At 62.9% G+C, this 13,698-nt stretch carries 7 protein-coding genes; 4 read left to right on the plus strand and 3 right to left on the minus strand.

Annotated features, from left to right (window positions below):
* Positions 1 to 86: 86 nt before the first annotated feature.
* Positions 87 to 4,871: a DEAD/DEAH box helicase gene (locus tag JMT67_RS09510; protein WP_201463325.1), complete on the minus strand. Its 4,785-nt coding sequence runs from the start codon at positions 4,869 to 4,871 to the stop codon at positions 87 to 89.
* A 564-nt stretch (positions 4,872 to 5,435) separates the two neighbouring features.
* On the opposite strand from JMT67_RS09510, the gene JMT67_RS09515 reads away from it, so the two are divergent.
* Entirely contained in the window at positions 5,436 to 7,685 is a 2,250-nt protein-coding gene (locus tag JMT67_RS09515) for an AAA family ATPase (protein ID WP_201463326.1), read from the plus strand.
* 24 nt (positions 7,686 to 7,709) lie between these two features.
* On the opposite strand, the gene JMT67_RS09520 is transcribed toward JMT67_RS09515, so the two are convergent.
* A complete protein-coding gene (locus JMT67_RS09520) occupies positions 7,710 to 9,926 on the minus strand; it encodes an nSTAND3 domain-containing NTPase (RefSeq protein ID WP_201463327.1) in 2,217 nt (738 codons plus the stop codon).
* 525 nt (positions 9,927 to 10,451) lie between these two features.
* Here JMT67_RS09520 and JMT67_RS09525 point away from each other — a divergent pair.
* Positions 10,452 to 11,129: a hypothetical protein gene (locus tag JMT67_RS09525; RefSeq protein WP_201463328.1), complete on the plus strand. Its 678-nt coding sequence runs from the start codon at positions 10,452 to 10,454 to the stop codon at positions 11,127 to 11,129.
* Between the two features lie 2 nt (positions 11,130 to 11,131).
* The gene (locus tag JMT67_RS09530) at positions 11,132 to 12,169 is read left to right on the plus strand and encodes a hypothetical protein (RefSeq protein WP_201463329.1); all 1,038 of its coding nucleotides are present in this window, start codon (positions 11,132 to 11,134) and stop codon (positions 12,167 to 12,169) included.
* Between the two features lie 441 nt (positions 12,170 to 12,610).
* On the opposite strand, the gene JMT67_RS09535 is transcribed toward JMT67_RS09530, so the two are convergent.
* Entirely contained in the window at positions 12,611 to 13,240 is a 630-nt protein-coding gene (locus JMT67_RS09535) for an HAD hydrolase-like protein (RefSeq protein ID WP_201463330.1), read from the minus strand.
* A 142-nt stretch (positions 13,241 to 13,382) separates the two neighbouring features.
* Between JMT67_RS09535 and JMT67_RS09540 the strand changes: the two genes are divergently transcribed.
* Positions 13,383 to 13,682 carry a hypothetical protein gene (locus tag JMT67_RS09540; protein ID WP_201463331.1) on the plus strand — a complete coding sequence of 100 codons (300 nt, stop codon included), beginning with the start codon at positions 13,383 to 13,385 and terminating at the stop codon, positions 13,680 to 13,682.
* The last annotated feature ends 16 nt before the right edge of the window (positions 13,683 to 13,698 follow it).

A 13,698-nucleotide genomic window follows, 5' to 3' on the forward strand; every position in this document is an offset into this window, starting at 1 on the left:
AAGCGAGTCAGCCAGCGGCTGCTGAACCGCCGACTGCGCACTCGGAACCTTCCTTCCGTGTCGGAGGCCCTCGGCGTGCGAGCACGTCAGGCAGCATCTAGTGAGGCGGTGCAGGCGATATCCAATGAGGGCAGCGCCTTGACGATCCGTACCGTTTCCACGCTAGCCGTAATCACGCTTTGAAGCAGCTTCAGGGGATAGGCGGGGTCTTCCACGACCTCCACTGCATAGCGGTTGGCGTCATTGACGATGCCGCTCGGCTTGTCGCTCGCCACACCCTGCCGCTCCATGACCCATTCGATCGCGGACTTGCCGTTTACGACGTAGTCATAGGCTTCCAAAGGCACACCCGTGACGGTGATCTGGCCATTGTAGTGAATGACGGACCGGTCGATCCCGCCCCGTTTGCCGGCGAAACGCATTTGCTCCACCCGGAAGAAGGCTTCCGGGTCGTCAATTCTCGCCAACCGCAGATCCCCCTGGGCGATCGATACCGGATAAGGGTTCAGGGTGTCGAAGTTCAGGTGAAGTTGCCCCAATGTCCGACCGGCATCGCTGAACGCCCGGAAGTCGGCGGCGAACGGTAGTCGGGGATGGACTTTCTGCAGATCGGCGTCGAACCGTCTCCGATACTCGGGCGAATGCAGAACGCCGTAGACATACCAGAATAGGTCGTCCTTGCTGATGGAGGGATCTTGGTAGTGATCGCGGGCACGCCTCAGCGCCCAATCCGTCACGCCGTCCCGTCGGGCCAGCGCGCCGCCCGTGTCCGCGAAAAGATCCTTGGTCTTCTGGTCCGGCGTCTCATAGACGAAACGCGGGTAGCACATGTTGGTGTCGGTCAGGTGCATGTTGGGAACCTGATCGGTCACCAGACAGGAGAAGCCCTTGCGGTCCGTGACGCCGGTGCAGGTGATGACGAGGTTTTCACTGCTCGCGCTCGGGAACATGCGCTTGGTCAGGTTCACCATCTCGTTCACCCGACGATCAAAGTAGAGAAACTGGCGGACAAACGGCCGGTGCGCTGAAGGCACGATATTGGCGGCATCAAACGCAATGCGTTTGCCGCGCTCCGCGTCCTTTTTCAGCGCGCGCGACCAGCTGATCCGGTGCGGATCGCTGGACACCACCGCCTCCAGAGCCGGCCGCTCATCCTTGGACAGGCCCTCGCAGGCGTCCTGGTATCGAGCTGTCTCCTCGTTATAGGCGGCGATGAGTTTGCGCGCCCTTTGTTCGACCTGGGTGGGCGAGCTTGCATAGACCCAGGGGTCCCGACTGGTGATGACCCCGAAGGAGTTGGACTGAAACACCGAGCCGCCGTCACGGCCGTCACGCTCGGCAAGCGGAAGGAAAGCCTGGAAGGCAGGGTCCCTCTGGTTGATCCAGTCACCCTCGGCGTTGGGCGTGACCCTGCTCCAGGCGATGCCGGAGGACGATCCGGCTTTCGCAATCGCCGCCAGCTTCTCCTCACGTGTCAGGTAGTCGCCGATGTCGAAGTAGTTGATGGTCCCGTCGCCCGGCCGGTCCGGATTCTTGATCAGAACCGTGATCGCGACCGGGGTTCTCGATCCCGAGCCGAACACCTTTCCGCCCTCCCGACGGGACGCTTCTCCGGCGGTGCGTTGATCGCCGCGAAGGTCGAAGATGGAGATCGAGCTGAACTCCTCGACCAGCGTCTTGCGCAAGCCGTCCAGGTTCTTGGCATCGATGAAGGACCCGTTGGTAACGAAGGCGATCACGCCACGATCCTGCACCCGATCCGAGGCCCATCGAATGGCGCGGACGTAGGAATCGTAGTTCGCCTTGGCGAGCTTCGACGCCGAGGCCTTGGCGTAGGTTTCGCGTATCTTGCGGTCCAGCGACGGGTAGTCGAGGTTCTTGTTGTTCTCGTTCTCGCTGCCCTGCTGGGCCGAATAGGGCGGATTGCCGAGGACCACCCGCACGTCGAGCGCCTTCTGCCGCGTCCGGCGACTGCTGTTGTCGACCATCAGGTCGTTGAGAAGGTCACGATCTTGCTCATAGAGTTGGAAGGTGTCCGTCAGGCAGATGCCGCCGAACGGCTCCCAGCTGCCGGACAGAGTCGAGTAGACCGCTTCGATGTTGATGGCGGCGATATAGTAGGCGAGCAGGACGATTTCGTTGGCGTGGAGCTCTTCGCGATACTTCCGGGACAACTCCTCCGGCTTGATCAGACCCGACTGGAGCAACCGGGTGATGAAGGTGCCCGTGCCGGTGAACGGATCTACAATGTGAACCCCGGGGCTTCCGAGGGTCAGCTCGAACTCTGACCGCAGCGTGTCGTCCACGGAGCGGATGATGAAGTCCACGATCTCGACCGGGGTGTAGACAATCCCGAGTTTCTCGGTCATCCGCGGGAACGCGGTCCGGAAGAATTTGTCGTAGAGCTCGATGACGATCCGCTGCTTGGCTTCCGCGCTGTCGATGCCCGCCGCCCGGCGACGGACGCTGTCATAGAAGCGCTGAAGGGACTCCGCCTCCTTTTCCAGGTTCTGGGCCTGCAACACATCCAGCACGGACTGCATCGCCCGCGACACGGGGTTGTTGGCCGCGAAGCTGTGGTCCTGGAACAGGGCCTCAAACACCGGCCGGGTGATGATGTGCTGCGCAAGCATCTCGACGGCTTCCGCCTCGGTGATGCTGTCGTTCAGATCGTCCCGGATCTCCGCCAGGAAACGCTGGAAGGCGGCCTGTTCCGCCGAGCCGTCTTTGCGGACGACGGCGTCGATACGAGTGACGTGGGTCTTGGCGATCTCAGCGATGTCGCTGGCCCAGGTCTCCCAATAGTCCCGCCGCCCTACCTTCTTGACGATCTTGGCCATGATGGCGCGGGCGAACTCGTCAAACACAAAGGCCAGTTGCTCGTCGCTGCCCCGCAGAGCCACGTCGCGCACCACGTCGTCCTCGCTCGCCGCGCTGCCTTCTCCGATGCCGGACGCCTTGCCGGCCGGGGAGCGGCTGGGCAGCTTGTTGCTGACGGCGATGACCTCGATCTGGTCGGACACGTCCACGCCCAGATCCATCTTATTGATCGTGGCGTCGAACCGCTCATCGTGCGAACGCAGGGCGTTGAGGATCTGCCAGACCACGCGATAGCGTTCGTTGTCGGCCAGGGCCTCTTCCGGCGTCATCCCGGCCGGCACGCCGATCGGCAGGATGACATATCCCATCGACTTGCCCGGCACGCGCCGCATGACCCGACCGACGCTCTGGACCACGTCGATCTGTGATTTGCGCGGATGCAGGAAGAGGATCGCGTCCAGCGCCGGAACGTCGACGCCCTCAGACAGACAGCGAGCGTTGCTCAGGATGCGGCAGACATCATCGGGCGTTTTGGCCTTGAGCCAGTCGAGGCGCTCCGTCCGCGCCTTGGCGCCGAAGGTCCCGTCGACGTGGCGCAGTTCGCACGCAAGAGGCTCCCTGCCCTCCTCCACGGTAATGCCCTCGTCCGAGGTGAGGTAGTCCTTAACCACGTCCGAGAACTGTTCGCAGATGAGCTTGGAGCTGGCGATATCCCGGCAGAAGGCTAGGGCCTTGTGCATCGGGGCGGGATCGGACGCGACGTCTTCGCGCAGGCCCGCCTTCGTCAGCGCCTTGTAACAGCCGACGATCTTGGTCGCGTCATCCAGCTTCAGTTCATTCTGCGCATCCGCCAGACGCGCCTGGATGCTGGCGCCGACCATGCCCTCATCGACGGCGAGCACAATGACCTTGTAGTCGGTGAGCAGCTCGTTCTCGACCGCCCAGCCGAAGCCGCGTGTGAAGAAGGTGGGGCCGTAGAGCGCCTCATTGTCCATCGAGGACAGTTCGACAGACGCTTCTCCCGCCTTCGCCTTGACCGTCTCGCCGAACACACGCGGCGTCGCCGTCATGTAGAGACGGCGCCGGCCCGCGAGGAAGCCCTGGTCGTGCACCTTCACAAAGTTGGACTGATCCTCCCCGGGGAAGGTCGCTCCGGTGGTGCGATGGGCTTCATCGCAGATGATCAGGTCAAACTCCGGCAGGCCATGCTTCGACTGGGCGTCAGCGACGACCTGGATCGACTGATAGGTGGCGAAGACGACCGTCATCCTGTCGGGCGCCGCCGCGTTCACCCGGCGCGCCAGCTTCGCCGCGTCCGTCGTGGCCGGATAGTCCAGATCGTGGATGTCGATCTCGGCGATGTCGTCATTGTCCTTGCGACGTCGACCCACCTGCGCGTCCGAGCAGACGGCGAAGGAGCGTAGCGGAAGGGCAGTATCGATCGTCCACTCCCGAACCGATTGGGACATCAGGGACAGGGACGGCACCAGGAAGAGGACGTGCTTGCCGACGCCGGCGAGATCCTCGGCGATTTTCAGACCGGTGAAGGTCTTGCCGGTGCCGCACGCCATGATGAGCTTGCCGCGATCGTGGGTCTCGAACCCCTCCCGAGTACACCGCATCGCATCCAGCTGATGCGGTCGGGGCGCCTTGCGGGGCGCGAGGCCCACCGATCCGTCCCGCACATAGCCGGCCCAGTCTATGGGGCTGTCTTCAAACCGGTCCAATCCGATCCGGGTCGTCTCGATCTGCTGGCCGTCCAGCGCGTCCCGCGCGTTCTTCCCCCAGGGCGCGACGGTCGTGTCGATGATGAGGCGACGGCTGAAGGCCGACTTTCCGGACGCGGTGAAGAAGCTGTCGATGTCCCCCTTCTGGATGACGTGATCCTCGCGGTAGAACTTGCATTGCACCGCGCAATATCCGCCCCCGTCCCGTATCCGGGCCACCAGATCCACGCCGGTGTCCACGGCGGACACGCCGTTGAGGGACGCCCACTCCTGGAAGGTCCAGGCGTCGTCATACTCCTGGGTCATGCCCGGATCGTTCTTCATGAACGAGAGCGCGACCCGCTCGAAATAGGTCCCCTTCTCCCGCTCCGAGGTCGCCGACGATCGCAGATGGGACAACAGGGTTCTGATGTTGGGCATAGAAATCCGGGAGCAGGGGCGAACAGCATGGGCAGGTCGCCCTTGCCCTCGACACTATTCCGACACGCGCGCGCGGGGAACGTGGTCAAATGGTCTAAACTAGCTCGGCCTGATGTTCCATCTCATGGGTCGAGCGGGGAGTTTGACGGCCAGCTCCGAACTTCTCGACATCCGGGCGGCCGTGACAGACCTGAAGTGCGACAGTGCCTCACTGGCACCAAAGCCGGAGGTACCGACCTTATTGATTCGAACCATCGCGGGCTCATGAATGATCGGCGCTGCGAGAGGGAATTTGCCGCAACCACGGCGTCCTGACTGGTAACGACATTCCTCGTCGAAGAAAGACCATTCTGGGAGAGCATCCGGATCGGCGAACAACCTCAAGACGTTGCCAACACCGGCCTGACAGTGCAGCTTCGGAAATGTGGTCTCGCCACGCAACCGAGTTCCCAGAGCACGCCACATCAAATGCTTTCATCGATCAAGAAAGTAGACGGCCTCGGCGTCTTTTCGAAGTACGCCGCCGCGAAGGACTTGGCGGACTTCGAACGGTTCAACGTCATCTTCGGCGAGAACGGATCCGGCAAGACCACCCTGTCCAGAATGTTCTCCGCGCTCGAAGCGGGTGCCCACGCCGACCACCCCGACCTTCAGTATTCGGTCCAATGCCCGTCAGGCGTGATTACTCAAGGCGTCGCATACCCAAGGAAAGTCCGCACCTTCAACGCTGACTTCGTTGAGGCCAATGTCGGCGGCTGCGAAGGCCCCATTCCCCACGTTCTGATCGTCGGAGAGGAGAACAAGGCCCTGGCCGCCGAGCTCGTCCTCGAACAGGCCGCGGTGCTTGATCGAACCAGGGCGATCGCCGCCGCCGAGACGGCCATCACAAAGCTGGAGACCGAGCGGGGAAAACTGTTCTCCGCGATTGCGAAGACGATCGGTGAGGCCACCAGCGGCGCGACCCTTCGCAGCTACCGCCGCCCCAACGCCGAAGCCGCCTATGCGAAGATGACGACACTCGCACAGCTGGAGACGGAGGCTTTCGAGCGCCACCGGGCGACCGTCAAGCAGGACGAGATGGAAGCGATCGAGGTCTTCGGCCTTCCCCCTCAGTTGAGACAGGACGGGCCGCCGAGGCCCTTCGTGGAAGAGGTGACCCTGTCCCTCGCCGACGTCGGAAGAACGACCCTGCGAACCGCTCAGGCGACCGTGATCGCACGGCTGGCCACCCATCCCGACATCGACCAATGGGCCGATGCCGGCCTCAGGCTCCATCGCGAACATGGGAGTGAGCGGTGCGAGTTCTGCGCCCAGCCCATGCCGGCCGCGCGACTGGCTCAACTCGCGGCGCACTTCAGTGACGAAGATCAGGAGCTGAAATTTTCCATCGAAACCGACCTGCGGCGCATCGAGGTCCTGCGCGAACAGGCCAGACGGCTTCAGCCGCCGGAGAAGCTCGCGCTCTATTCCGAACTGCGTGACGAGGCGGCGGCGGCGACGGACGCTTTCGAGGTCGCCCGCACGGCCCTTTTCGCCAAACTGGACGAGGCGGCCGGTGCCTTGAACGGAAAACTGTCCCTGCGGACGACGTCCTACGACACCGCGCTGACGGTTGATCTGGAGGACCTGTTGGGCTCGGCCGGCAGGCTCGAGGCCGTCACGACGCGCCACAATGAGAAATGCGCGAGCTTCGAGGCTGAAAAGGACGCCGCGCGCACCGCGCTGGAAAGCCATTACCTCTCGTCGATCTCCGATCAGGTCATCGCGATCGACGCACAGATCGGCGCGCAGCGGAAACTGATAGCCGATCACGAGTCCGGGTCGATCGAACCGTTCGCCACGAGAAGCCTCGAAGACCTGCAGACGTCGATCGTGGAGAAGAAGGCCAGGGTGGCGAACGCGCATACGGCCGGCGCGGACCTGACCCAGAAGCTCAAGACCTTCCTAGGCCGCGATGAGTTGAGCTTCGTCTCCGCCGACGAGGGCTACCTTGTCCATCGGCGCGGCACACCGGCCAAACGTCTCAGTGAAGGCGAAAAGACCGCCATCGCCTTCGTCTATTTCATCGTCGGCCTTTCGGATCAGTCCTTCGACCTGAGCGAAGGGGTCGTCGTGATCGACGACCCGATCTCGAGTCTGGACTCGACCTCGATCTATCAGGCGTTCTCGTACATGAAAAATGCGGTGAAGGACGCCAAACAGGTGTTCGTCCTCACCCACAACTTCGACTTCCTCAAACTGGTCCTCAACTGGTTCCACGGCATTCCGAAGAGGGTGGGCGGAAAGGCCTATTTCATGCTGGTTTGCAGTGAGACGCCCACGGGCCGGTTCTCAAGAATCTGCAAGCTCGACCAGCTGCTCCAAGAACACGCCTCGGAATATCAGTACCTATTCAAGACGCTCTACAAGTACGAGGCCGACGGCACGATCGCGAGCGCCTATCATATTCCCAATGTCGCGCGGAAAGTGCTGGAGACCTTCCTCGAGTTCCATGTTCCCGCCAAGAGCACGCTTTACGAGAAGCTCGAAGCGACCGGTTTCGATCCGCACAAGCGCACAGCGATATTCAAGTTCGCAAACGATCTATCCCATATGACAGGAAAGGGCTTTGACCCAGCCTTGGTGTCCGAAACTCAGAAGAACACGAGACACCTTCTAGAGATGATCAAGACGGTGGCGCCCGGGCACTACGATGGACTTGCCGCACTTTCATCCTGAGGTCGCGGTTTCGCGTAGCCCGGGCTAGGAGTCGACATCCTCGAAGATCGAGTCCGTCACGCTTGGGCGCTCCTGAATCGCCGGCTCCGTCACGGATGGCGTCCAGTCCGAATAAGTCTGGGCGGGCTGTTCGGCTTCCAGATCTGCGATGTGGGACTCGATATCGGCATAGAGCCTGGCGAAGTCATCATTGGACTCGAGCTCGAAGTAGCTCTGCGCCTGCTGCAAATTGTCCTTGAAGTCCTCGTACATGCTGATCTCGTTGTCGGAGCCGTACCGACCGAACTCGCCGAAGACATTTGGAATGTCCGAGAGCCAGGCCTGACGGAACGCCTCGACGTAGTCCGCGAACTCATCGCCCCTGAAAACCTGTTGCAGGACCTTGTCGGTCAGAGGGCCGGCTTGAAGCCATTGAATCGAGTGATCCCGGATGTCCTTGGCCATGCCGCGCCGCACGTCCTCGGGAAGCAGGTCCCAGGAGGCCAGGGCCGCGATCAGCAGCTTCCCGCCCAGGGCCTGCCCTCCCGCCTCGACGCTCGCAGCCCACTCCAGAATATCGGGTCGGGCCTCCAGCATCAGGACCAGGAAGGCCCGCTCACATCGCGCGCCCAGAAACGACTTGAGGGACTCGTCCAGCGGCTGGGTCTTCAATCGCTCGATCAGCACCGGATAGAGCGAGGGCGGAATGCGAATGCGCCCGGCCTCCGACGCCTTGGGATTGCACGCCACCTCGGCCAGCAACCGGTCCAGCTTTGCGCCATGTGCGTAGAGCTCCACAAGCTCGGGCGAGCCGGCGACCAGGCTGGCGAAGGCGTCCGTCACAGTTGGATGCCGAAACACCCACTTGTCGCAGTCCTCTTCCGAAATCAGTCGCGTGAGGCTGTCGTTGAGATGCTGCATCGCGAGCGCGAGTTCCGAGCGGGTGACGCCCATCAACCGGGTCACCATCTCGAGGGCTGGCGTGGTGCTGATCGGCGAGGGCACCCCGGTCTGGGAGTTCAGGAAGATCAGCGCGACCGCCGCCCGGGACGCATCGTCGAGTTCCTCGAGCACTTCTGTCAGAAACTCGATCGGATGTTCGACCAAGCTGGTCAAACGCTCCTCGGTGATGGCAAGCCGTCTGGTGAACAGTGGGTCACCCAGGCGTCGGGCGGTCTCGGGAAGGAAGGCCGGATTTGCGGCGACGCCACGCAGGAAGGGCTTGAGCTGCTTTCGCATTGGCCTCGGCTGGACCCGGCGAACATGATTGTAGAGCATCTGCGCACGCTCCGTCTCGGACAGGGCGTGAACGTCCACGAGAACCTGGCTCTCCTTCAGCAGGGGGAAGGCGCTGGATTTCAGGTGGGTCCTCGCGGCCTCCCAGATGTGTTTGCGTGACGTGAAGACGATGCGGGCGCCGCCTTCGACCGCGGCTCGCAAGCCACTGAGCTCGGAGTTCCAACGCCCCATTCGGGAGGCGTCGAAATGGTTCGGACCAAAGGCGTCGTCGACCCATAGGAACTGTTTCTCTCCGGGATGCCAGAGGTCCAGCTGTTCGGGTGCATTGATCTTCAGGGCACCGAGACATCCGTCATCAAGAGCACCAAGCGCCAGGATCGCCGCGATCGTCGACTTTCCGGACGCCGGGTCACCCAGAAGGATGACGAACCCATGCTCCTCGAGGGCGGTCACCGCCGAGCGGTATGCATCCGTCGGCACGAAACAGCTGAGATCCGACCCCATCGAGTCAAGTATGGCCTTGGCCTGCTTGTAGCCGTGCCCGGTGATGATGTGAGACAGGTCGCCAATGCCGTAAACGCGGGGCACGAGCATACGCAGTTTGGGGCTTTCGGTCAGTTGCTGGACGATCCAGTCGCCGCCGTATGTCCGGCATCTTGCGACGCCAGCCTTCTCGAAGGCGGCACATATCGCGGCGTCCGCTTCTCCGGAAACACCGGCGTTGGTCAGGATGACGTAGTCGTGCGCTAGTCCTTCGGCCGCCAACTTCTCCGCCTTTGCGAGCTCATCTTTCAGACCCGACAAGACGAGGTTCGCGCCTGGCTTTCCGAGAAATTTACATTGGATGGTCGATTTGAGCTTGACGTCCACGCCCTGTTCCCAGGAACCGAGAAACGCGGCGTCGCGGCCGCCGTCCTTCGAGCCCAGGAAGGTCTGCACGGGCCGTTCCAGCACTTGGGAGGCTAAGGCGGCCGCCAGATCCTGAAAGGCTTTCCAGCCTAGTTGACTGAGGTCGTAGCTCACGTTCGCTCGAAGCCCGTTCACACAATGCGGCAAGTTGACCGCAAATCGGAAGGCAGACCTCTGCTCCAGAGCCACAGTCGTTTGACGCTATCCATCTAGCTGGTCCGTGTCATCGTTACGACGACAGCTCTTCGCGATGAACAGCTCGGCCCGGCCTGTATAAACCGACGAGGTGTCTGGTGGCTGATGGCAGCAACAACAACATCCGCCCGCTCTAAGAACGCATATGAAGCCTCGCCCGGAAGCGGACATCGCCGACTGCCGCTGCGTGTCAGAGCCGGCCCTTGCTGCAGCCAATGCTGCGCAGAATGCCGAATTGCTGTCGGGCAAAGTTCGTTGTCACGTCTTGAGCCGGGCCCAAAAGGCTGAAGGCTCCATACGTGGACCTCCCAGCGGGATACCGCGTCCCAGAAATGCAGTTCTCGTCATCCGCGCACCTATTCGCTCCCAAGCGAAGTCCTGCAATGGACGCGGTGCGACCGTGTTCCTACAGTTGCTCCACCTAAATGTTCGGAAGGTCACGCAGTGACAGAGGCGCTCCTCAATCAACTGGTCGAAGCGGTCGAGGCGCACTACGCCGTTCCCGACGCGCCGCCCCTGCTCGCCTCTCGCTTCGGACAGGCCAACAAGGCCCTTTTGAACGACCTGAAGGGCGCCTACGGCGGACTGCTGGCTGCCGTCCGGGCCGCTGGCGAGGACCGGCTCAAGATCGCCGACAGCCGGCCCGGGCGGGAGGTGATCGCGCCGGCGGACCGGGCTGCGGATATCGGCAACGAGGTTCAGCAACTGTCCGCCACGGCGCGGGCGGCGGGCTCCAGTTTCGACAGCCTTCCGAAGTCCGTGCAAATCGCGTTCTGCGTTCGAACGGAGGCGGGAGAGATCGTCACCCTGCGCGTGACCTCCCCGTTCGACTACAAGCGCATCAAGGTCGGCGAACTGGTGCGGCCCGGCTTCCGCGTCATCGCTGAGGAGTATCGCAAACCCGGCCTCGCCCTCTCCTCCGCGACGGTGCAGGACAAGCAGGCCTTGTGGCAGCAGTTCCTTGCCTGGGCGCAGCAGGAGCAGCTCGACCCGTCGACCTTCCAGGCCGCCAAGAAAGACAGCAACGCCCTGGCCCGTTTCCTCGCCGCCCAACCTTCGGACATCATCGGCCGCATCGTCATTCCAGCCGATATCGCAGAGATCCTACTTCGGAGGAGCTAGCGGTGGCGGGGAAGGTCAAGACCAAGGCGAAACCTGTTTCGCGGGCGAAAACACGCGGCGTCGCCGGCCGAGCGCCGCTTCTCGTTCTGGCCGGCTTGCCGCAAGCCACTGCCGGCCCGGCCGCGAACACGATCAACAACGACGGCCAAACCCCGTGGCGAGCGACAGCAGTTGCGTTCCCGGAGCGCGACCCCGTCTACGACGTCGCCGCCGTTGAGGAGCTCGCCGCTCAGGTTCTCGCCTACGCCCGAGAGAACTATCAGGGCGAAGACGATCCGGTGAACCCGACCCGCATCGTTCTCGCCTATGTCGATGACGACTGGACCCAGCCTCTGTGGGAGGTCTTCGGCAGTGCCGTCTTTCCGGTCCGGATGACCGATCCCGGATGGGAATGGCCGGATGGGCGTCCATGGCGTTTCGACGCGGATGCCGTCCATGCTGCCGTGAACCGCGCACTTGTCACAGCCGAAAGCGGGGAGGTGAACGACACCCGGCTGAGGCTTGAAGCCCATCGGCGCGATGATCCGTTGCTGCTGCCGCCCCGCAACTTTGAGCTAGCCCAAAAGGCTGTGCTTCATGAGCGCTTTCTCGACCTGTTAGAGAGCGGAATCGCACCCGCAAACATCGCCGCGATCGACGCAGAGGTTAAGTCCCGGAAGTTCCCCTTCGAGCGCCTGAAAAAGTTCTACAGCAAGACTGGCGGGCAGAATAAAAGCTTCGCGGTCGATGCGCGCGATCTTGTCTTCGCCAAGGCTCATGTGGGTCAGGATGGCGGGCTCCACGACATTCCTGCCGAGGCCGAGGTTGATCTGACCGCAGCCAGACTTCGTCGGGAACTGGAAAGCCGGTTCCGTTTTGGCACGCCGCTCCAGCCCGCCGGCTTCCAGCACGATGTTCAGAAGGAGTTCGACGCTCCGCTCGTCCGGGAGCGCATGTTCTGCGTCGGCAGGGGCGAAGTGAACGTCTTCGGCGATCACGCGAATGTCTTCGGCAGCGACATGATCACCGCAGAACGGATTGAAGACGCCCAGAAAGAGTAAAGGACGGATGCTGGTGCACCCGCCCGATACATAGTCGCGTTATCTTCGTTTACCGCCGATTCAGTTGAGGTCTCAACTGCGTCGGCCCCAAAGCTCCGAGGCCCTATGTCCCCAGTGCCCGGTTTCAACGGATCCAAGATCCTCGGCGACGGCGAGAGAGGTGTGATCCCCTCGTCAGTCCCGTGCACTTCCACCAAAAATGGCTCAGGTGCGAATTAGGATAACGCAAAAACCTGCGTACTATTTATGCGCAAACCGCCTCCACGACAAGACGCAGCCTTTAAAGCGCCTGGCGGAGGTGCGCCGGGCGTTGAGAACATGTGAGATTCGCATGCGCTCACGCCTTTAGCCGAAGCCTGTACATACGCGTGAGCCGCACCGGGCGACGTCATCCTAGCTTAGTGCGCGGCCGACAGGTAGTTCGCGGATCGTGAGCCGTCGTCAGGCCAGCAGCACGGCGGCGGCCTCGGCCGGCGTATGGACCATGTAGTCCGGCACGGCGGCGCTGAGCGCTGAGGCCGCGCCATATCCCCACGACACGGCCATGGCGGCCACATCAACGTGGTGCGCCGCTTCGATGTCCCTCACCTCATCGCCGACGGCGCACACACGGGCGGGCTCGACATCCAGTTTGCGGATCAGGGACGAGAAGCGCGCCCCTTTGCCGAACAACGACGCGCCGCAGCTGAAGGCCGAGATCAACGCCGCCGATGGCCCGAGGACCGCGCGGACATTTTCCTCGCTGTTGGAGCTGACGACGGCCGATCGGACGCCGTTGTCATGCAGGCGCCGGAGCAGCTCCGGCACACCGTCGAACAGACGAATGAGATGGGCCTCGGTCGCCATGCGACGGCGCAGGTCGGCGGCGACGCCAGGAAGGCGAAGGGGCGAGACGCCGAGCGACTTGACGACCTCGCGGGTCGGAAGACCGCGCAGTCGTTCGATCTCCGCCGCGTCGGGAGACCGGAAGCGATGCGTCTCGGCGAGGCTCGGCAGCTGGGCGATGAACCAGGCCGCGCTGTCGGCGAGGACGCCGTCGAAGTCGAAGAGGACGAGTTTGTACTGGGCCATTCGGATCGCCATAGCGGGAATACGGCCGGCGGGCACGAGGTCCGGCCTCGCTGTGCCCTGCCGGCCACGAGAAACAGGGTGAACGCGGCCGTTAACGGCGACGCTTAAACGAGCTTTCAGCGCCTCGCCCTAGGGGTCGGGCATGAGCTTCCCCGTCGCCAGACCCGATCGCCGCATTCTCGCGCGCCGCCGCTGCGCCGAACAGTGCGTCATCGAATACGGCCAGGGAGAGACAACGCCCGGCGTGCTGCGCCAGCTCGATCTGCACGGCGCCCGCGTCAGACTCCTCCAACGCGGCGCCGCGCTCTCTGGCGATGTCCGCATCCTCACCCAGGCCGGCGATGAGGTTTTCGGCGCGACGGCCTGGCGCATTGGCGACGTGGTCGGCGTGCGGCGGCACTCCCGATCCGAAGCCAGGATCAGGGCGCACGGGGCGAGCTGATCCCGCTCCAGACTTG

The organism is Brevundimonas aurantiaca, assembly GCF_904830995.1.
GTDB classification, from domain to species: Bacteria; Pseudomonadota; Alphaproteobacteria; order Caulobacterales; family Caulobacteraceae; genus Brevundimonas; species Brevundimonas aurantiaca.